Source organism: Leptotrichia wadei (assembly GCF_007990545.2).
GTDB classification, from domain to species: Bacteria; Fusobacteriota; Fusobacteriia; order Fusobacteriales; family Leptotrichiaceae; genus Leptotrichia; species Leptotrichia wadei.
This window is the reverse complement of the sequence record NZ_AP019829.2, coordinates 1669115-1691466: the sequence shown is the minus strand read 5'-3', so window position 1 is coordinate 1691466 and position 22352 is coordinate 1669115. Positions and strand designations below refer to the sequence as shown.

General features: G+C 31.1%; 12 protein-coding genes and 1 pseudogene. 9 read left to right on the top strand and 4 right to left on the bottom strand.

The genetic code is table 11. The features are described from left to right. Window positions 1-108: 108 nt before the first annotated feature. The 6 genes and pseudogenes from FVE73_RS07845 to FVE73_RS07820 all read left to right on the top strand — a co-directional run bounded on the left by FVE73_RS07845 (window position 109) and on the right by FVE73_RS07820 (window position 5146). A complete protein-coding gene (locus tag FVE73_RS07845; RefSeq protein ID WP_018498487.1) occupies window positions 109-261 on the top strand; it encodes a hypothetical protein in 153 nt (50 codons plus the stop codon). Window positions 262-1159: 898 nt separating this feature from the next. After that, window positions 1160-1612, top strand: a complete 453-nt coding sequence (locus FVE73_RS07840; protein ID WP_018498485.1) for a hypothetical protein — start codon at window positions 1160-1162, stop codon at window positions 1610-1612. Window positions 1613-2035: 423 nt separating this feature from the next. Continuing rightward, window positions 2036-2536, top strand: a complete 501-nt coding sequence (locus FVE73_RS07835) for a hypothetical protein (RefSeq protein ID WP_018498484.1) — start codon at window positions 2036-2038, stop codon at window positions 2534-2536. A 611-nt stretch (window positions 2537-3147) separates the two neighbouring features. Then, on the top strand, window positions 3148-3750 hold the full coding sequence (locus FVE73_RS07830; protein ID WP_018498483.1) for a TetR/AcrR family transcriptional regulator: 603 nt from the start codon (window positions 3148-3150) through the stop codon (window positions 3748-3750). 217 nt (window positions 3751-3967) lie between these two features. After that, window positions 3968-4506 (top strand): annotated as a pseudogene (locus FVE73_RS07825) (flavodoxin family protein). A 10-nt stretch (window positions 4507-4516) separates the two neighbouring features. After that, window positions 4517-5146 carry a hypothetical protein gene (locus tag FVE73_RS07820; RefSeq protein ID WP_018498482.1) on the top strand — a complete coding sequence of 210 codons (630 nt, stop codon included), beginning with the start codon at window positions 4517-4519 and terminating at the stop codon, window positions 5144-5146. Window positions 5147-5181: 35 nt separating this feature from the next. Here FVE73_RS07820 and FVE73_RS07815 read toward each other — a convergent pair whose 3' ends face one another. From FVE73_RS07815 to FVE73_RS07805, 3 genes are all read right to left on the bottom strand, one after another. Beyond that, window positions 5182-6234, bottom strand: a complete 1053-nt coding sequence (locus FVE73_RS07815) for an LLM class flavin-dependent oxidoreductase (protein WP_018498481.1) — start codon at window positions 6232-6234, stop codon at window positions 5182-5184. 36 nt (window positions 6235-6270) lie between these two features. Next, entirely contained in the window at window positions 6271-6777 is a 507-nt protein-coding gene (locus FVE73_RS07810; protein ID WP_018498480.1) for an alpha/beta hydrolase, read from the bottom strand. A 95-nt stretch (window positions 6778-6872) separates the two neighbouring features. Beyond that, the gene (locus FVE73_RS07805; RefSeq protein WP_018498479.1) at window positions 6873-7832 is read right to left on the bottom strand and encodes a VOC family protein; all 960 of its coding nucleotides are present in this window, start codon (window positions 7830-7832) and stop codon (window positions 6873-6875) included. Between the two features lie 144 nt (window positions 7833-7976). Between FVE73_RS07805 and FVE73_RS07800 the strand changes: the two genes are divergently transcribed. Next, the gene (locus tag FVE73_RS07800; protein WP_018498478.1) at window positions 7977-8333 is read left to right on the top strand and encodes a winged helix-turn-helix transcriptional regulator; all 357 of its coding nucleotides are present in this window, start codon (window positions 7977-7979) and stop codon (window positions 8331-8333) included. Between the two features lie 228 nt (window positions 8334-8561). On the opposite strand, the gene rpsT is transcribed toward FVE73_RS07800, so the two are convergent. Continuing rightward, the gene (gene rpsT / locus FVE73_RS07795) at window positions 8562-8828 is read right to left on the bottom strand and encodes a 30S ribosomal protein S20 (RefSeq protein WP_018498477.1); all 267 of its coding nucleotides are present in this window, start codon (window positions 8826-8828) and stop codon (window positions 8562-8564) included. Between the two features lie 251 nt (window positions 8829-9079). Here rpsT and gpmI point away from each other — a divergent pair, with 251 nt between their 5' ends. Both gpmI and FVE73_RS07785 read left to right on the top strand, forming a co-directional pair. Then, window positions 9080-10615 (top strand): 2,3-bisphosphoglycerate-independent phosphoglycerate mutase, encoded by a 1536-nt coding sequence (gene gpmI, locus FVE73_RS07790; protein WP_018498476.1) that lies wholly within the window; start codon window positions 9080-9082, stop codon window positions 10613-10615. Between the two features lie 276 nt (window positions 10616-10891). Further along, complete coding sequence (locus FVE73_RS07785) at window positions 10892-21814, top strand: autotransporter-associated N-terminal domain-containing protein (protein ID WP_018498475.1); 10923 nt, start codon at window positions 10892-10894, stop codon at window positions 21812-21814. Window positions 21815-22352 lie beyond the last annotated feature (538 nt).

Here is a 22352-nt window from a genome sequence, read left to right as displayed (position 1 = left end):
AAATAGATTGCTTAAAAGCTATTTTAACTACAACTGATAGAATTTCAACAAAAAAATTAAAGAATACGAATAATATTTGAAAGTAAACATAAAAGAGGTGTATTTCTAATGGGAATATTAAAAAAAATATGGGATATGCTGCCAGAAGGACGTCCGATTTGTGTGCCTAAGCCTGAAGCGTGGGGAGTAAAACAGGAGGAAGATAAAGAAAGAGATAAAAATTTAAAGAAAAAAGAAGATGTGGAAAAAGTAAAGAAATAAAATTTATTGTGAAATTAAGTTTTAATATAAACTGATTATTGTCAGAAAATAATGGAAAAGGGTGCATTTAGACGCTCTCTTTTTTATTTTATAAGAATTTTTATATTAAACCCCGCTTAAAAATAGGAATAATTTTTTATAATAAGGTTGTTTGATAATTGGTTTATAATCATTCAACTAAATTATTTTTTAGATATTTTGATTAATAAATATTTTTTCATAATTACTATGTTTTTTCTTTTTTACTTTCACAGGATTGCTTGTTGTCGCAAAATCTTATCTTGCAGTAAAGGTTTGAAAGTCTAAAAACATAAAGCATAAATATACAATTATAAAGAAATGTGGTATAATAAAAAAAATATATAGCAAGTTAAATATTATGAGTACGAATGAATGTAAAAAAACATTTAAAAGAAAGGATAATTTATGTTTTTAAAAGTAGGTCAAAATTTTTGGTATAGTTAAGTAATGAAAATATCAAAAATAGTTTTTGGTATTTTCCATTTTTTCCCTGCTCCTTTCCTGTATTGATCTTAGGAGTGACAAAGACCTAAAAGAAAAAGAATTTAATCGGATACATAATTTTTTTAAGACAGAATATAACTTGATATTGAGCAAGGAAGATTTTGATATAAATATGGAAGTCTATTATAAGCCCTTTTCAAAAGGTAGAGCTTTTCTTCTGAAACCAAAAAAATCTATAGAATATAAGTCAAAGTATTTCAGCGAGAACCTTGGTAGAAAGTTAGAGACGTTCATGCTTCTGCTCTCTTTTTTTATTGAGGGGAACAAGAAAAAACTGAGAGAAGGTTTAAAAGTAATAATATATGATGGGAAAATGCAATCTATGATGCCTTTTAAAGTCTAGTAAAATAAGTTGGAGGACAGGAGGATAAAAATGGAAAAATTTATAATAAAAAAAATAGAAGCAGATTTTGATGAAAGGTGGTTAAGGGTAAAAAAAATAGATGATGGAAAAAAATTTGGTATATATTTCATGGAATTTTCAGAAGATGTTTTTATGATGAACAATATAAGTATGAAAAGAAAGATAGGGGACATAATAGAAGGAAATCTGTTTATATCGTGGATAACAGAATTTGAGAGAACAGATGAAGAATTAATGTATATACAAAAAAATGGATATGATGGGATAGCAGCAGTAGTAGAAATAACAGAAGTCATAAATGAATTTACTTATTATGCAAAAAACTCCATTGTAAACAGGGATATAATTCTGGATATGGAAAAGGATATGAATCTAAAAAAAGGAGATAGAATTTACATAGAAGGAAGTTTACAAATAGAACTTGAAGAATATAAGGAAAGGCTTGGACTATTGGAAGATTAATTTTTTATAATATAAAGATAATGCTGTTTCTTCAGAAATTGAAGATTAGAAGTTTCTGAAGGGGATTTGAAAATTTACCAAATAAGAACTTTATTGAATAGACAAATATATTAAAAATAACATCCTCAAATCGTCAAGATATTTTAAAATATTTTAGAAAAATAATCTAATGTTTCACAGAATGCAAAACAGCTTTACTAATAACCTGAGTCTGCTTTAACATAAAATATTGAAAATTGTGATATAGTTAAGTATGAATTTGATAGTGCATATCAGAATAGAATTTTATATAATAATAACCAAGGGTCTTTAATGTGGAAAGGAATAACCCCAAGTGGTATTGAAGTAAGAGGATATGAACCTACAAACAGAAATCCAAATGCAACAGCATACCCCAAAAGATAAATAAGGAGGCAATTAAAATTGAACAGAAAAATAAGAATTAAATTTAATTGGGAAATAGGAGGATGGGAAGATAACAAAACTGTAGTGCCTGTGATAGCTTCATTCTTTATAGGAGACTATTCAGGATATTTAAAAGAATCTGTAAAATATTTTTTTGGAGAAAAAAAAATACAATTAAATTTTAATTATAAAAATTACTTATACAATGTGCTTTTTGATGGTGGATATGATAGCTATTTTTCAATAATTCCCCCATTAAAAAAATGCATAGAAGAAGTGGAGAAAATTAAGTCAGGAGTATCAGAAAACTTCTTTTTAGAAATGGGGGAAGGGTTTGGAGCAGAAATAAGAAAAGAAGGTGTTTTACTTTATTTTTTATATGATTATGAAAAATACGGAGATTATGATATAATTCCGTTTGAATGCTTTTATGAAACGTTGATTGGATGGATAAATTTTTTAGAAACCCAGCCTGATTTAAATAAAGAGATAGTAACTGAATATGATATAGATAAATAGAATTGGAGTGTACCCAAAATCTTGGACAAATAATTTGAAAACTTGTTTTCTATTTGTTAAAACATAGTTTAAGAAAAGTAATTTGATGATGAACAAGAGATGGAAAAAGTAAATAGATGAATTTAAAATATTAATTTTATAATTGTTAGAAGAAGGAAAAATAAAAGAAATTAAATACCGACATATAAAAAAAGTATCAGCCATATTGATGAAAAAATAAATTTTCTGTTGAGGTTATGATTTCTTATAGATACATTAAAATAGACGAATATTTTAGAAGAAATATTTAAATGGGATGAAGAGTTTAGAGAAATATATTAAAGAAATAGAATACAATTTGCTATTAGACTGAAAAATAGAAATTATAAAAAAACAAAGCTATATTTTCAAATAATCGTTGTTGTAAAAGACAGCGGTTATTTTTTTCTATATTGCATATAATTTGAGTTTTTAAAATAATTTTTTATCCAATAAATTTTATAAAAATATTTATTTGTACTAAGCCCAGGTAAAAAGAAGTAATAAAATTTTAAAACAAACTTGACAGTGTAAAGATTTGGGTGTATAATCTTTACAGTGATAAGATAATGAAAGTTAGGGGGAATTTAAATATGGAAAAAATTAAAAAAAGTTACCATCATGGGAATTTACGGGAAGAATTGATTGAAAAAGGGATAGAGGTGATAAATGAAGAAGGAGAAGAAAAATTATCTTTAAGAAAAGTAGCTAAAATGTGCGGAGTAAGTAATGCGGCACCATATACATACTTTAAGAAAAAAAGCGATTTGCTTTACGCAATGAGCGATTATATATGGGGAATATTGGCGGCGGAACTTGATAGAACGAGGAAAAAATATGAAAATCAAGAGGATTTGTTGGTAAAATTAGGAAAAACGTACGTTATGTTTTTTTGTGGAAATCACAGATACTATCATTTTATGGTTTCAAGAAAAAATATGAAAATAGATTTATTCTCAAAGTTTTCAAAAATAGAAAATAATAATGAAAAAGCTTTTAGCATATTAAAAATGGAGGCAATTAAAATACTTGAAAAAATGGGAGTGCCAAATCAGGCTATGCAAGATAAAATTATAGCAATGTGGGCGTTGGTACAAGGATTGACAACAATAATGATTACAAATGATATAAAGTATTCTGAAAGCTGGGAAGAAAAAATAGAGGAAATAATAAAATCAGTTTGTATAGCGAAGTAATCTTAAAATATATTCGAATCCATTTTAAATAAAACTATTAAAAATTATATAAATTTAAGATTTTAGTAAAATAGTTATGCGTTTGAGTTTTATTTTAAGACAGTTTTATCATAGAATTGAAAGTTGCTGGTTATTGTACGATTTTGAAACTTAAATTGTTAATATTTAGCAGTTAAATTTTAGATAGATTTTAATATATTTATGGAAGGTGAGAAATATGGAATTAATTATACACGATTTAGACGATGAAAAATTGGAAAATTTAAAGTGGAAAATTGAAAAAAAGGAAAAAATTACGGATAAAATAAAAGACAGCATAAATCAAAAGAAAATAATAGTTGATGAAGATGTATCTATAATTTGTGACAGCGGTAGGATTAAAAGCTGTATGGGTTGTTTTGAATGCTGGATTAAAACCCCAGGGAAGTGTAAAATTAGGGATGGATATGAAAGTTTAGCAAAATTATATTCAAAAGCAGATAAAGTTGTGATTATAAGTCAATGTGTCTATGGTTCTTACAGTCCATTTGTAAAAAATGTGCTAGATAGGACAATTCCATATTTATTACCATTTTTTAAATTCAAAAATAAAGAGATGCATCATATTACACGAAATAAAACAAAATTTGACTTAAATGTATATTTTATGGGGAACATTTGTTGCCAAATGAAAAGACAGCCGCTAAAGAAATAGTAAAGGCTAATAGCGTAAATTTAGATGTGAAAACTTTTAAAGTTTCATTTTTAGAAGATTAGGAGAATAGATATGAAAATTAGTATAATAAACGGAAGTCCAAAAGCAGGCAAAAGTAATTCTGAAATATTAGGAAATTATATTTTATCCTTGCTTAAGGAAAATGAAATAAAAAAATATTATTCAATTTCTGTTAGATTAGATAATAAAATTAAAAATGAAATTCATAGTAGCGATATTTTAATATTTCTCTTTCCCTTGTATGTTGATGGGATTCCATCCAATTTGTTAAAATTACTTGTAGAATTTGAAAGAGAAAAAGTTATAAAATCTGGAACTAAAATTTATTGCATAGTGAATAATGGATTTTATGAAGGTAAGCAAAATCGGTTGCCAATTTTGCAGATGAAAAATTGGTGTGAGAAAATTAAGGCAGACTGGGGACAAGGAATTGGTGTAGGTGCAGGGGAATTGTTGCCACATTTGAAAAAATATCCATTGGGGCGAGGACCGCTAAAAAATTTAGGTAAAGTGTTAGATAAATTTTCTGCTAATATTCTAACTTTAAAAAGTGATGAGGATATTTATGTAAATCCAAACTGGTTAAAAAGCCTGTATTTTTTTCAAGCCACAATTTCATGGATTTTAAAAGGTAGAAAAAATAATTTGAGAGTAAGGGAATTGTTTAAAAAAACCTTCTGAAAATTTTTCTCCAGAAGGCTTTTAAATATATTTTATTATTTTTCTTTTTTCTCAAAATATTTCCTAACAATCGGAACAACTTTTTCTCCATAAAGTTTTATTGATTTCAGAACTTCTTCGTGAGGCATTGAACCAACAGGCAAATGTAGCATAAATCTGTTTAATCCCAGCTCTTCAATTACTTTAATCATTTTATTTGCAACATCTTCTGGAGAGCCTACGAACATTGCTCCGTCAGGGCCTACTGAATTTAGGTATCTTTCCTTGCTTAACGGAATCCAATGTGGACGTTCCTTTGAGATTTGATCCACAAGAGTTTTTGTAGGCCAGAAATATTTTTCTATGGCTTCTTCAGTTGTATCCCACACAAATCCCCAAGAATGTGCTGCAACTTTTAATTTTTCAGAACTATGACCGATTTCCTTTCCGAATGCTCTGTAAAGTTCGATTAATTTTTTGAATGCCAATGGATTTCCTCCGATAATTGCATATACAATAGGAAGTCCCCTTTCGGCGATTTTTAATGTGGAATCTATGCTTCCGCCAGTTGCTATCCAAATTGGCAGTTTTTCATTGACAGGGCGTGGGTAAACACCTTTATTATCAACATCGTGGGTAAATTTTTCACCTTTCCAGTTCAAAATTTCATTTTCGTTTATTTCAAGGAGCATTTCCTTTTTTTCTTCAAATAATTCTTCATAATCCTCAAGATTATAGCCAAATAACGGGAATGATTCTGTAAAAGAGCCTCTTCCAAGCATAATTTCAGCACGTCCGTTTGAGATGGCGTCTATTGTTGCAAAGTTTTGAAAAACTCTTATCGGATCGTTGGAGGAAATATTTGTTGTGGCACTTGAAAGTTTTATGTGCTTTGTGTTGACTGCTCCTGCGGCAAGTACTATTTCTGGAGCTGATACAGCAAAGTCAGGACGATGATGTTCTCCAATTGCATAAATATCTAGTCCCAATTTATCAGCAAGTTCAATTTCTTCAATCATATTTCTTATACGTTCATCGTGTGAAATTACTTTTTTGCTTCCTTCAAGCGGTGTAGTTTCTCCAAATGAGCTTATTCCTAATTCTAACATATTAATTCACTTCCTTTTTTCATTTTTATTTAAATTTTATTTTTTATAAATTTCTTTTAATTTTTCGATTTCTTCATTAGTTATTTCGTGTCCGCTATCTAGCATTATTATCTGAAACTCTTCATAACCAATGCCTGAAAGCTGATTTTTTAATTTTACTACATCTGCGGCTGGAGCCATTAAATCTAAAGCGCCTGTTGTAGCAATAATTTTATTTTTTTCAGGCTTTTTCGTAAATTGCCAATCGAAATTTGATGGATGTAAGAGTATAGTTGTATTGGCAATATCCGGACGTTTTTCCAAAAGTCCGAGAGTAAAGTTTGCTCCGTTGGAATATCCGATGAATGTTATATTTTTATATTTTGAAATATCCATTAAATCCCAGTTTTTTAGAAATTCATCAATTCTTTCTGAATAATCTTTTTTATCGACTTTTCCGTTTATAAGCGGATTAAAGAATCTTCTATTTTTTCCAATTCCAACATTTCCTAAAAAGCTGATTACACTTGCATGGGAGTCCAGTTCGCCAGTTAAAAACAGCAAGTCGCTTTCATTTCCGCAAGTTCCGTGAAACAGTACAAATAAATTGTCTGTTCCATTTTAAATGCACCTCTTCTTATTTTTTCTTTTTTATAATTTTATTGAAATTTAAAGTTTAGATTTTTTTCAATTCTTTCTCTTTTTCTTTCCAAAAATTCCGGTAAAAATAATGGAATTTCATCGAAGTCTTGTCCTTGTTCAGGCAAATCCTTTGAACTTCTGTCAAGTGGAGTCGCAGTTTCAAATAGAAGATGGTTTGATTCTCTGAAATAAGTTGAAACCATAAATTCCCTGTTTTTTGTTCCTGAACTTAAATAATTTTTTTCATCAATTTTTTGCTGTAATTCTTCCAAATCATCCAAACTTTCCACACCGAACGCAATGTGATGAATACCACCAACACCATTTCTTTCCACAGCGGAATCCTTATCTTCGATAATATGTATCTCATGTTTGAATGGACTGTTTTCAGATTTAAAAAGACTTATTTTCCAGTCGTAAAATTTTGTTTTGCCATATTTTTTGAATCCATAATAATCTTCAAGTATTTTTTGAGTCGGCTCTGTGTATCTTATACGCAAATAAACATCTCCAATTCCTAAGATAGCATGTTCTTTCGGTATTCCTTCCTTAACAAAAGGATTCATTTCCCCAATTTTTTCATTTCTGTAAACAAACCCCAGCTTTTGACCATCTTCATCTTCAAATCTCAGAATTTTCTGATTATTGTATTCTTCGATTCCATAATGAAGCACATCGAACTCATCCAGCCTTTTTTCCCAAAAGTACAAAGATTCTTCAGACGGAACCAAAAACATAGTTCTTTCAATCGCATTTGTCCCAAATTTATTTTCTCTTGCCCCCTTCATTTCAAAAACTGTAAATTCTGTACCTTCACGCCCTGTTTCATCCCCAAAGAACAGATGATACATATTTGAATCATCCTGATTGACAGTTTTCAAAATCAATTTTAATCCTAAAATATTATGATAAAAATTATATGCTTTTCTAATATCGCTTCCTAATACTGAAACGTGATGTATTCCTGTATTTTTCATTTTAATGACCTCTTTTCGATTTTATATTTTTTCTTTTTTATTTTTATGAATGAATTATAACACGAGTTATTTTAGTATACAAGTACGTACAAAAAAGTGCTATAATATACAAAAGTATAGAAATTGAAAAGAGAGGTTTTGAATATGGAAAAAATTGAAAAAATAGAGCCAAATTTATGTAAAATAGACGATGGACTTGATACACTAACAGGAAAATGGAAACTACCAATTTTACTGCACATTATGAAAAATGGAACAATGCGTTTTTCAGACCTAACCCGTGCAATTCCGGCAATCACTCAAAAAATGCTCACGAAAAATCTGAGAGAACTAGAAGAAGACGATTTGATAAGCCGTTTTTCCTATCCGACAATTCCGCCAAAAGTAGAATATTCGTTGACAGAACACGGAAAAGAGCTGGAACTGATTATTGATGCACTTCATGAATGGGGGATAAAGCATAGGGAACATATTATGAAATTATTTGAAAATAAGATGTAAAAGTTATGATTATTTTGCTCAAATTTCAAGATTATTTAATTTTGTCAGTTTAATATTAAAAGATTTAAGTATATTATGAAAAAATAGTTGAAAATTGAAAAATAAACACTTTATAATTAATAATTTTAAAATATAAAATAAATAAAAAAGACTATCCTTGGATTGTGATAGTCTTTTATTTTTGTTAATCTTAAAAAAATTTTTTTAAAATTAATCAGTGGCAAAAAATTAATTTGCCAATGAATTAACTTTTAATGTAAGTCTTGATTTTTTTCTTGATGCGGCATTTTTCTTTATAACACCTTTTGTTACAGCTTTATCTAATTCTTTGTATGCTGCGTTTAATGCTGATTTAGCTTCGTCGACATTTTTAGCTTCAACAGCGGCAAGCACTTTTTTTATGAAAGTTCTAGTTCTACTTCTAATAGCTTGATTTCTAGCTGCGTTTCTTTCACCAATGAAAACTCTTTTTTTAGATGATTTTGAGTGTGCCATTTATGCTTCTCCTTTCAATAATTTACTTAATATGTTGTAATTTGACATAAGTTTAAAATACATAAATTACACAATATATTATCATTTTTTTCAATAAAAATCAAGTCGTTTTCAATGTATATATATAATTTTTTTTGAAAGATAGTGATTTATTTATTTTTTTGTTCCAAATTCCTTGATAAATTTAAAAAAAATCTGTATAATATAGATATAGCAAAGAAGTTATAAAAAAAATGGAAGGAAGAATGATTATGAAAAAAAGACCAGTAGTTCTAATAATTTTAGATGGTTGGGGAATGAATCATCATGATAATGAGGTTAATGGAGTAAAATTAGCTAATCCAGTTAATTTTAACAATTATTTGAAAGAGTACCCTCATACTGAATTGAGAGCAGATGGAGAATTTGTAGGATTACCTAAAGGACAATTTGGAAATTCGGAAGTTGGACATACAAATATTGGTGCAGGAAGAATTGTTTATCAAATGCTACCTAAAATTACAAAAGCTATTGAAGAAGGTACAATTTTAGAAAATAAAGTGTTATCAGATATTATAGAAACTACAAAAGCAAATGGAAGGGCTTTGCATATTACAGGATTGACTTCTGATGGTGGAGTTCATTGTCATATTGATCATTTAATTGGATTAGTTGATATGGCTAAGAAAAAAGGACTTACAGAAGTTTATGTTCATGCAATTATGGATGGAAGAGATACTGCCCCTGAAAGTGGAGTGGAGTACTTGGCACAATTGCAAAAAGCATTGGATGAACTTGGTGTAGGAAAAATTGCTACAGTTATGGGAAGATATTATGCAATGGATAGAGATAATAACTGGGACAGAGTGGAACTTGCATATGATGCCCTAACTTCTGGAGAAGGAAATTTGGCAGCAACTGCTGATGAAGCAATCAGAAATTCTTATGCTGAAGGAATTACAGATGAATTTGTAAAACCAGTAAAAATTGGTTCTAAAGATAATGGATTAATTAAAGATGGAGACGGTGTAATTTTTGCAAACTTTAGACCAGATAGAGCTAGACAATTGACTAGAACATTTGTTGATCCTGAATTTAATGGTTTTACAAGAAAAGTTTATCCTAAAGTGAACTTCGCTACAATGGCTCAATATGATGCGACATTTACTTCACCAGTGGCATTCCCGCCTGAAACAATTGTAAATGGATTTGGAGAAATCGTATCAAAAGCTGGATTGACTCAAGTAAGAACTGCAGAAACTGAAAAATATGCACATGTTACATTCTTCTTCAACGGAGGAAAAGAAGAACCTTATCCAGGAGAAATCAGATTACTTTCGGACTCACCAAAAGTTGCAACTTATGACTTACAACCTGAAATGAGTGCTTACAAAGTAAAAGACAGGTTAATCGAAGAATTAAATACTGGAAAAGTAGATACAGTTATACTAAACTTTGCAAATCCTGATATGGTTGGACATACGGGAAACGTGGGGGCTGTAATTGCAGCTTGTCAAGCGGTAGATAACTGTACAGGACAAATTGTTAATAAAGTATTGGAACTTGATGGTGCAGTATTAATTACAGCAGATCATGGAAATGCTGACTTATTAGTAAATCCTGAAACTGGAGAACCTCATACAGCACATACTGTAAATCCCGTTCCATTTATTTTCATTACAAATGATATGAAAGATGCAAAATTGAGAACAGATGGAAAGTTAGCTGATATCATTCCAACAATGTTAGATTTATTAGGATTAGAAAAACCAGCTGAAATGGATGGAAGCACTTTAATAGTAAAATAATTTCAATTAAATAACTTTTAATTTAAGAATCTCTCTAATAAAATACTTAGAGAGATTTTTTATTATAAATCTAATAAAAAAGTAATGTAATTAATAAATAGGAGTTAAAAATTAGTTTGTAAATAAATGTATTGTAATGAAAATAAAAAAATGATATAATGTAATAAATTCATAATTGAAAGTATATCTAAATTATTTTTAAATTAATTAATAGTGATTAATAAGATATAAGAATTTATTGGAATTCTTAATAGTAGATTAAAAAAGGAGAGATTTATGAGCAACAATTTAAGACAGGCAAAGAAGGATCTGAAAGCATTTGCCAAAAGAGCGAAGGATGTAAAATATACAGAATCATTGCTGTTTTCATATTTAATAACGGGAATGATAACCTTTTCAATTGGGTTAAATACATCTACAAATGTTCTTTATGAGAGAATGAATAAGGAACTGGTAATGTCAGCAGATAAGACGCGTACTGCAATTAAGAAAAAGAAAAAGGTAAACGAAGAAGCAATAGAAGAATTGAATTTAGAATTAATCCAGTTGATGGAACAAGGAGATCAAGTTGTAAAATCTCCATGGAGTTCGTGGCAATTTGGTGCAAACACCTTTATATCAAGCAGCAATGGTACTTACAAAGGAAGAGGGGATAAAGCTGAAAAATATTTATTTAATGGTATTTATAACCGTGGAAACTGGGCAGATACTGGAATCTTGTCAAACAGAAGAAAAAGCTACATGACTTCTTCACTTAGCACTTCTACAATAGGAAAGCAGTCTTATGGATTAGCTTCATTATTACATGTTCAAGAACCTGAAGTGGAAATTCAGATAATGGCAAATGTACGTCCAAAATCCGTTACAAAAGAGGAAATTGCGATTAATCCACAAATTGATATGCCAAGAGAAGTAGTGCGTCCTGCGATTAATTTGAATGTGACTACACCGATAACAGCACCTACGATTTTACTTCCTACTTTGAATCCTGTGACAATTGAAGTACCGAATCCGCAAGAGCCGGCTACACCGCCTACGGTAACAGCACCTACAATTTCAATGAATTTATCAGCACCAACGATAGGAGTAAATATTACACCGCCAGTACTAAGCATGAATGTGACGGCACCGACTCCAACTGTAAACACATTGACAATTACTCCTCCAAATATTTCAGAAGTTAGTGCGATTAGTGTTACTAAACCTACTGCTCCGAGTGTTACACCACCAAATCCAACAGCGAATCCTATAGTTTTTAGTATTCCACGATTGGATTCATATGGAAATAGTATAACTGCTGATAATACAATGAATGCTAATACCAATTTGCTTAATTCTAGTTATACATTAAGTCAGGCACCTGTTGGTCATCGTAAAGCGATTGGAGAATACATGACTAATAACGGCTCTTTTTATTCAGGTGAAAATACAGAGATGCATGTAGATATAACTAAGCAAAGAGCAATAACGTTAGATCCAGGTCTTCCTTCAGGTAGGGGAGGGCGAGATAATCCTTCGTTTTCATTTGAAAATAAAGGAAAAATATATTTAGAGGTAATGGAAGTAGCAGGAATTGAAGTACAGCCAGATACATGGAATAATCCACAAGTTACTGGTATAAATGGTTCAACAGGGCTTATAAGTGGAAATAAATCATTGCAGGTGGCTCTTTTGTTTACAGATGAAGGGACAGGTAGCAGTACTACAAATAAACATACATTGAGAAATGAAGGAGAAATTAGTTTAAGTGGAAATATTTCAGCAGGATTTGCAACTAGTGATTTTAAGAGTGGTGTAAATATAAGTACTATTGCAATTAATAATGGAAATGTAAATATTAGTGGAGACAATAGCCACGGTATGGTTGTTTCAAAAACAACAAATGCTTTAGGACCTGATTCAAGTTTTGTGAATAATGGAACAATTAACGTTACTGGAAACGATTCGGGTGGTATGACAGTACTTGGTAAAATCCAAGGTGGAGCCACTAATAATGGAACAATTACAATAACTGCTAAAAATTCATTTGGACTTTATTCACAAGTAGATTCTAATGTAAAAAATACTAAAGATGCAAATATTGATATTGAAAATGGCTCTCAAGGAAGTATGGGAATAAGGGTCGGAAACACTTCAGCAACAAATATGAAAAATGAAGGTACGATTACTATTAACAGTACAGATGGTAAAAATATTGGAGTTTATTCAAGTTCAGCAAAGTTTGTTAATGAAGGTAAAATTAAAGTAAATGGAGCAAATGAAAATATTGGAATGTACTTTAACGGAACGACTGGAACTACAGGAAATCAAGGAACAATAACAGTTGCGGGAAATAAAGTATATGGTGTAATCTTAAATAATGCGACATTTGAGAATGAAAAAAAGATAGAAGTAACATCAGATGGTACTGACTCTATTGGGTTATATCTTTCAAACGGATCTACTGCAACAAATAAAAATGGTGCAACTATTTCAAATGCGGCATATCATGCTGTTGTACAAAATACAGGAACATTTACAAACGCTGGAGTTGTATCTGTTGAAGCAGGTGGAAAAGTAGGCTTATATTCAGAAAATGGAACATTTACAAATGAAAGTAATGGAGAAATAAAATCAAGTAATGGTGGAATTGCGATATTTACTAGCGGCTCTACTGGAACTATTAAGGGCAAAATTACTGTTGGGGATTCAGCAAATGGAAATACTGGAATTGGAGTGTATTCAGATGGAAGTTCTACAGCGACTACTTTTCAAGGAAGTGATGCACAACTCACTTTAGGAGCAGGAACAGTTGGGTTATATTCTTCAAAAGCTAGTGATTTTGGGAATGTATTTACAATTACTAATTTAAAAACTTCAATTGGAAATGGAGCGGTGTTTACATATTTTGGAAATACTGGAAATACAGCGGATGATACTGTAAGCATAACAAATACTACGTTACAAAATTTGACTGTTTCAAGTATGGGAACAAATTCGGCAATATTTTATGGAGCAAAAGATACAACTGTGAATATTACAGCGGCTATAACGGCTGACAGTACAAAATTTTCAAATATAGATGATTCAGCACAATTTTTGGTATCAGATAATGGAAATGTAAATATTACATCAACAGGTACTTTAACATCTGGATTGAAAACAACAATTTCAGGATTAAATGGAGCTGTTGTAACAAATGATGGAAAACTTATATTATCAGGAAAAGACGGGGCTATAGGAATTTATTCCAATGCTTCAAAAGTGACAAATAATAATATAATAACAACTGCAAATAACAGTTCAATCGCAATTTATGGAAAAGAAAGTTCAACATTGACAAATAGCAGTACTGGGAAAATAACAACTTCTGGAACTTCATCAGTTGGGATACTGGCAAATAGCAGTACAGTAAGCAATGCTGCGGGTGGAGAAATAACAACTTCTGGAACAGGATCAGCGGGAATTTATGGAATAACAAATTCGACAATTGAAAATTCTGGAAATATAACTACAGGAGAAACAGGATCAGCAGGAATTTATGCAGATAACAGTGATGTTACAAATGAAACAACTGGGAAAATAACTTCTAAAAAAGGAAGTTCAGCAGGAATTTATTCAACATCTACATCTGCAAAAAATGTTAAAAATAAAGGAACTATAGAAGTTGGAGTAGCAAGTTCTACTGAAACTCAAAATGTTGGAATTTATGCAGAAGGTAATCAGAATGTAGAAAATGATGGAAACATAAATATTCATATAGGCAATTCTATTGGTATCTATGGTAAGGGTGCTGATGTTGTAATTGAAAATAAGAAAAAAATAACTTCAGATACTTCAGCTTCAGATGCGATAGGAATAATGTCAGAAAAAGCAAAAGTGACTAATTTCGCAGGTTCTGAAATAAAATTACAAGGGAAAAAATCAGTTGGAATTTATGGTAAGGAATCTGAAATCGAAAATAGCGGAGATATTTTACTTACTGATACAACAGCTACTTCGGCTTCGGTTGGAATTTTGGCAAATAAAGGAAGTGCTACAAATAAAGGAAATATAGAAATGAATGGTGGAGCTTCTGCTGGAATGTTAGGGTTAGATGGAGCAACTATTTCAAATGATGCTGCAACTGGAAAAATTATAATAACAGGAGATAAGTCAGCAGGAATCTATGTAGAAAATTCATCGCCTTCAAATGCAGGAACTATAAGTGTTGAAAGTAATAAATCAGCAGGAATCTTTGCAAAAATTTCAGATGCTGCTTCAAGAACTATCACGAATACAGGAAAGATTGAGTTAAAAGGAACAGGTAAGACAAAATCAGCGGGAATGTATGTAGAAATTGAAAGTACAGCAACAGGAATTACAACATTGCAAAATGAAAAGGATATAATCGTTGGACAGGAAGAATCAGCTGCAATGTATTTGAAAAACAACGCTGGAGATAATGCTGGAATTGTAGTAAATGAAGCTTCTAATGGAAAAATTGACTTGGATGTTAAGAGTACAGTTGGAATTTTTGTTGATAAAGCTACAGGAAAAAATAAAAATATAATAAATGTGAAAAAAGAAAATTCAGCAGGGATGTATGGAAGTAATGACTCTAACATAACTAATGAAAAAACAATAAATGTTTCACATGAAAATTCAGCAGGAATGTATGCTTCAGATTCAAATGCAACAAATACAGGCGACGGAACAATAACATTGACAGGCTCTACAGGAGCAACTAGTGGATCAGCAGGGATGTATGGAAAAATAACAAGTTCATCTCAAAAAGATTATTCTATCTTAAATGAAGGAATAATAAATCTGACAAATGTTATCAAGAATGTTGGAATATATGGTGAATCTGTAAGTGGGGCACCTAAAAAATTGACATTACAAAATAATAAAGAAATAAATATTGCTAATGGAAGCCCGCAATCAGTTGGAATATTCGCTTCAAATGATGTTAATAATAATGTAGATAAAATAGAAGCTATTAATAGTGCGACTGGAACAATAACAGTAAATTCAGAAGAATCAATCGGAATATCAGCTGTAAAAAGTACGGTTAACAATAGTGGAACAATTACTATGAACGATAAAAAGTCGGCAGGAATTTATGGTAAGTCTGGATCGAGGGTAACTAATAATAAAAAAATAGAGATTAAAGAAGAAGAATCTGCAGGGATTTATCTTGAAGACAGTAATGCAGTAAATGCCGCTGCAGGAACTATTGATGTGCATAAAGGAGCTTCAGCGGGAATTTATGGTAAGTTTACAAAAAATGCAACAGAAAATAGTACAATAGAAAATAGTGGAATAATTACTTTAAAAAATACAGCTGGGCAAGTAAAAAGTGCAGGAATTTATGGAGAGCTAGAAGCAGCTGCGTCTAAAACATTAACTATAGAAAATAAAAATATAATAGATGTCAGCATGAAAGAATCAGTTGGAATATTTGCTAAAAATGCTACTGGCAGCAGAGGGAATTTAACTGCAGATAATACAGGAGAAATCAAAGTAAATTCTGAAAAATCAGTTGGAATGCTTTCGGATAATTCAGTAACAAATAATAAAAACAAAATAACAGTAAATAACAAAGAAGCTGTTGGAATGTATGGTAAAAATGGTTCTGAAATAAAAAATCATGAAGGTGCAACAATAGAAATATTGTCAACTGGAGAGAGTGCGATAGGAATTTATGCTACAGGTAAAAATACTGCCACATCGAATGTTACTGAAGGAATAAATGAAGGAACTGTTACTGTAAAAGGTAAAAAAGCGACAGGAATGCTTGCGACTGATAAAGCTAAAATAACAAACAACAAAGAAATAATAGGAACAGCAGAATCAGTAATTGGAATGTATGGTGTAGACGATGGGACAGCAGTTATAAATGCAAAGAATGCTACTATCAAATTGACTGGTGAAAAGTCAACAGGAATATTCTCGAAAGATGATGCAACAGCAGAAAATTCAGGAACTATAAATTTAACATCATCTTCTAAAAATTCAGTTGGAATGTTTGGTTCGGCAAGTACTGCTGGTAAGAAAATCAGCCTGACAAATACAGCAGATGGTGTAATTAATGTAGAATCTGAAAGCTCTACAGGAATGTTTACAAAAAATAATGGTAATTTAGCTGATTCAACTATAAAAAATGAAGGAACAATAAATTTAAAACAAAAAAGCACAGTTGGAATCTATACGCCAAAATCTAATATAACAAAAGTCGGAACAATAATATTAAATGATGATGCAGATTCTTCAGTAGCCGTTTATCTAAAAGATGGGGCAACAGTAACTGATACAACTACAGGAACAATAAATTTAGGTACAAAAAATCAAAATAGAGTCGCATACTATATTAAAGGAACAAGTGCTTCTAATACAGGAAAGATTAATGGAGCAAATATTGGAAACATAAGTGGATATGGAGTTGGAGTTTATCTTGATGGAGGAATATTGAATTCAAGCACATCAAAATTAGATTATACGACTGGTTCTAATACTGGTAATGGAATAATCGGACTTCTTATGAAGGGAGCAACTGCTGATATTTCGGGTTATAACCAAGGGGTAAAAGTAGGAAACTCTGTATTAAGTGGCTCAAATGACTTTTATGCAATTGGAATTTACACTGATGAGCAAGGGTCATCTGGAAGCCCTAAGGCAATATCGACATCAATAACTGCAGGAGTAAATGGAGTTGGATTATTTGCTGAAAATAGCAGCCATATAAAATATACAGGAATTATGAATATTGGTGCTAATAAAGTAGCTGGAACTGGTATTTATATTGGAAATGGCGGAGACGGGAATAAAGCTTCAGAGGTAACGATTGATAGTGGTGCAGATATTAAATTGAATGGAATAAATGGAGTTGGAGCAATAGTAACAACTAATGCAACTGTTGATTTTAAAAGTGGAGCAAAAATTGAATTTGGAGGAGATGGAGTTGGTATCTTTGCCCAAAAGGGAGGACATATTATTGATAATGGTGGAACATTAGTTACTAATGGACATTCTGTAGAGAGAACAAGGGTTACTGAAGGAAGTTCTGTAACTTCGAGTGATTTGACAGTTGCACTTGGAAATGCACTAGATACAGGAAATATACTTTCTCACGTTATAAATGGGGAGGCTATTTTACAAACAGGAGTTACAGTTGAGGCAAAATCAGCAACTAAGAATATTATTGGACTTATGGCAGATGGAAATAGCAATCCTGCGTTAACTTGGGTTGGAACTGCTGGATATGATGCTGAAAATAAAGGAAAATTAGATTTGTCAAATGCTCAGACAAGTACGGCTATGTACCTTGATTCAGCAAGAGGACTTAACTCAAAAGATATTCTTGTAGGAGATAAATCGACTGGAATTTATGGAATTTATAAAAATACAACACCAATTTATAGTGCTGCTCCAGCAGGAACTGTAAATATAGGAACAATTACAACAACAGCAAATTCTAAAATAACAATTGGAGATGAATCTTCCGCCATTTATTCAATTGGATATGATAAAGTTGAAAATAAAGGGGAAATAACTGGTAAAGATAAATCAGTTGGAATTTATGCAAAAAATACAGCTGCAAGCAGTAAAGTGATAAATGTTGTAAATGAAGGAAATATCACTTTAGGAAAAGGTGCAGCAGGAATTTATATTGCACCAGAAACTTCAAATGTTTCAAATGCAACGGTTGTAAATAGCGGAAATATTACGGTTGGAGATTCTACTTTTAATTCTAGTGGAAATGTTGATTCGACTTCGGTTGGAATATTTGCAAAAAATAAAACCAATTTGACTACTACTGGAGATATTACGGTTGGAAATAAAGGATTTGCATTGTATGGAAATGATTCGATATTAACTGTAAATGGTGGGAATTATAACTTTGCAAATAATGGAAGTCTGGCATACTTGGAAAATAATGCAGTGTTGAATTATAATAATGCTGGAACATTGACAGCTTCTTCTGAGTCAATGTTATACGTTATTAACAGTAAGGCACAAATGAATAATAATGATATTATTGTGTCTTCAAAAGGAACTGGAATTTATATGGCTGGAACATCTACTTTCGGCGGATGGAATAATATGACTCTAAATAACGGTTCTACTGGAATTTATGTGGATAATTCAAATGCTGCAATAGATGGTAAGAAAATAACAGGTGTATCTAATAAGGCAAAAGGAATTGTTTCAATAAATTCAAATGTTACAAACAAAGCTGATATGAAATTCTCTAATGATGATTCAGTTGGAATTTTCTCACAAAATAAATCAGGTGTGGCAAAGATGACTGTAAATAGCGGAAATATTGATATTACTGGAAAACGTTCGATTGCGGCGTATCTGGAAGGAACATCGGATCAGACATTTGAAAACAGCGGAACAATAAATGTGGATAGAACTGCAACTTCTGTTAAAAATGATTCTACTGTCGGAATTTACGCACAAAATGGATCAGCAATTAATATCAGAAATAGTGGGACAATAAATGTTGGAGAGGCTTCATTTGGAGTTTATTCACTTAGTGAAAATGGAAATGTGGAAACTACAGGAAGTTCTGTAATTAATGTTGCAGACAAGGCTATCGGGGTGTATAAAAAAGGTGGAAATGTTAATTTAGGCGGAACAGTCAATGTTGCAAATCATGTGGCGACAGGTGCCAATAATGAGCCTGTGGGAGTTTATGGAACAAGCGGAGTTACAATTAATGACACGACATCAAACTTTACTATTGGAGATAAATCTTACGGTGTAATTTTGGCAAATCCAGGAATGAATAAAACAAATGTTTATTCAAATTCAGCTTCATCAAATGTAACTTTAGGAAAAGAAGCAACATTCATTTATACAGAAGGAGCATCAAAAGTTACAAATAACGCAGCAATTACATCTGGAACAAATGGAAAAATTATTGCAATCTATGGAAAAGATGGAGCAAATATTGTAAATAACGGAACAATTGACTTGTCGCAAGGAATCGGAAATCAGGGAATTTTTGTAACAGGGGCGTCTAATGCTGTAAATAGAGGAATAATAAAAGTTGGAAAAACTGATAAATCTGATCCAAATAACATTGTTTATGGAATCGGAATGGCAGCTGTAGGCGGAGCAAGCATTTCAAATGAAAGGGATATTTATGTTTCAGGACATTTAAGCATTGGAATGTATGGAGATGACAGGGGAACAACATTGAGAAACTCTGGAAATATATATTTGGATGCTTCAAGAGCGACAGATTCTGATAAAATTCAGACAATGATGGGAGTATTTGTAAATAACGGAGCAAAATTTGTAAATAGAGGAAATATTACTACAACAGGTTCTTATCACGGAAATAGCAATGTTCAGGGGCTCGTGGGAGTTGCTGTATTAAATGGAAGTACGCTTGAAAATTACGGAAGGATAAATATTGATGCGGACAGCAGTTATGGTGTGCTGATAAAAGGTACTGCAACTAATAAATCTATAATTAAAAATTATGGAGAAATTAACATAAATGGTTCCAAATCTTACGGAGTAAGATACGACGCAAATTCTCAAGGAACAGCTGGAGATTTACCAATAGCAGCTAATGCAACTCCTGAAAATGTGTTACCAGCATTGAACTCTGGAGCTGGAAGCATTATCTCTGGAAATGGAGCAAAAGATTATTATGCACCAACAGACCCTAGTAAAACTGTTGGAGGAGTGGGAATTGTTCAATTGCCAAATGGACGGCTTGCAATTCAGAGAAATGGTGTAACACTAGATGAAAGCCAAGTTCAGACAATTGATTACACTACCCCTTCTACAAACTATGCTTTCTCAAACTTTGGAGTATATGTGGATACATTGGGAAGAACACGTCCAATAAATATAAATGGAGCAAATTCTCTAGGAATTAACAGTGATTTATTAATCGGAACAGAATTTTCAGTGCTTACAAATGCAAAAAATGTAATTATTGGAAAACAAATATTGCAGCCATTCTTAAATCAGATAAATGCTGGAATATTTAACTTTACTCCATATTCTGCTTCATTAACTTGGATGGCAACGCCTGAAGTTGATCCATCTACACAGCAGATTACACGAGTTCTTATGACAAAAATTCCTTATACAGCCTTTGTTTCCTCAACTTCAAATGAGTTTAACTTTACTGATGGGCTAGAACAAAGATACGATATAAATAGCCTTGATTCAAGGGAAAAAACATTGTTCAATAAATTGAATACCATTGGAAATAGTGAAGAAACTTTGCTAGTTCAAGCTATTGATGAAATGATGGGACATCAGTATGCAAACGTTCAGCAAAGAATTTTTGAAACTGGTAATTTATTAAATAAAGAATTTGGATATTTGAGAAATGAATGGGAAACAAAATCTAAAGATTCAAACAAAATAAAAGTATTTGGAATGAAGGGTAACTACAAGACAGATACTGCTGGAATTATTGATTATACAAATAAAGCTTATGGGTTTGCATATTTAAATGAAAACGAAACTATAAAACTAGGAGAATCTTCAGGATGGTATGCAGGAGCAGTTAAAAACAAATTTGACTTTAGCGACATAGGAGATTCAAAAGAAGAACAAACTATGGTAAAAGCTGGAGTATATAAATCAAAACCCCTTGGAAGAGATCATAATAATGGTCTAAATTGGACTGTCGCAGCTGAAGGATTTGTAGGAACTGGCGATATGGATAGAAAATTCCTTGTTGTTGATGATATATTTGAAGCAAAGTCACAATTCCATACATACGGACTTGGACTTAGAAATGAGCTTAGAAAGAATATTAGAACAAGTGAAAGAACAAGCATTTCTCCTTACGGAAGCTTGAAAATGGAATATGGAAGATTTGGTGGAATAAAAGAAGACAGCGGACAAATGCGTCTTGAAGTTAAGTCAAATGACTATTATTCCATAAAGCCTGAAGTTGGAGTAGAATTTAAATATAGACAGCCAATGGCAGTAAAAACAACATTTGTTGCTAAGTTGGGACTTGCTTATGAAAATGAACTTGGAAAAGTTGGAGATGTGAGCAATAAAGCGAGAGTTCGTTATACAACTGCTGATTGGTTTAACATAAGAGGTGAAAAGGATGACAGACGTGGAAATGGAAAAGCTGATTTGAACCTTGGAATTGAAAATACAAGATTTGGTGTAACAGTGAACGCAGGTTATGATACAAAAGGTGAAAATATAAGAGGCGGAATTGGATTCAAGGCAATTTACTAATTTTAATTATTATTTGAATATTATGGATTTTTAACTATATTTTTTTAGAAAGGGAGATATTTCCCTTTCTGAGAAATAAGTAAATTATATTTTATTTGTTAGTAGTAAAAAGTCAACTTTTTTAAATAAATTAATTAAGAATTAATATATAATATGAAAAAATTTTAGTTGTAAATTTATCTAATAAAGAGATCATAAAATAAAAAGTATTGTTTATTTTTTTAAACATTAAGAGTTTAAAATGAAAGTAAAGTCTTTAAATATAGTTATTATTTTTTTTTTTTTTTTTGATTTTTAAAAAGTAATATGATATACTAAATTGAAAAATATAAAATAATAATTCAAAAAATAAATAAATAAAATCTATTTTATTTTTTAACAAAAAGATAGCAAGAAGTCTCCGGCTTCTATAAGTGGGAGATGAATTGCTTTTTTTGTAAAAAAAATTGAAAAAAGGATATGCCTATGATACAATTTTTGTGTAAAATATTGAAGAGAAGTCATTAAAAATAATATTCAAAATTAAAAGGAGGTGTAA

Bases quoted from the DNA above. Each gene is read 5' to 3' on its own strand.
- FVE73_RS07805 (WP_018498479.1), bottom strand. From the start codon at position 7,832: ATGAAAAATACAGGAATACATCACGTTTCAGTATTAGGAAGCGATATT.
- FVE73_RS07815 (WP_018498481.1), bottom strand. From the start codon at position 6,234: ATGTTAGAATTAGGAATAAGCTCATTTGGAGAAACTACACCGCTTGAA.
- gpmI (WP_018498476.1), top strand. From the start codon at position 9,080: ATGAAAAAAAGACCAGTAGTTCTAATAATTTTAGATGGTTGGGGAATG.
- FVE73_RS07840 (WP_018498485.1), top strand. From the start codon at position 1,160: ATGGAAAAATTTATAATAAAAAAAATAGAAGCAGATTTTGATGAAAGG.
- rpsT (WP_018498477.1), bottom strand. From the start codon at position 8,828: ATGGCACACTCAAAATCATCTAAAAAAAGAGTTTTCATTGGTGAAAGA.
- FVE73_RS07830 (WP_018498483.1), top strand. From the start codon at position 3,148: ATGGAAAAAATTAAAAAAAGTTACCATCATGGGAATTTACGGGAAGAA.
- FVE73_RS07785 (WP_018498475.1), top strand. From the start codon at position 10,892: ATGAGCAACAATTTAAGACAGGCAAAGAAGGATCTGAAAGCATTTGCC.
- FVE73_RS07800 (WP_018498478.1), top strand. From the start codon at position 7,977: ATGGAAAAAATTGAAAAAATAGAGCCAAATTTATGTAAAATAGACGAT.
- FVE73_RS07845 (WP_018498487.1), top strand. From the start codon at position 109: ATGGGAATATTAAAAAAAATATGGGATATGCTGCCAGAAGGACGTCCG.
- FVE73_RS07820 (WP_018498482.1), top strand. From the start codon at position 4,517: ATGAAAATTAGTATAATAAACGGAAGTCCAAAAGCAGGCAAAAGTAAT.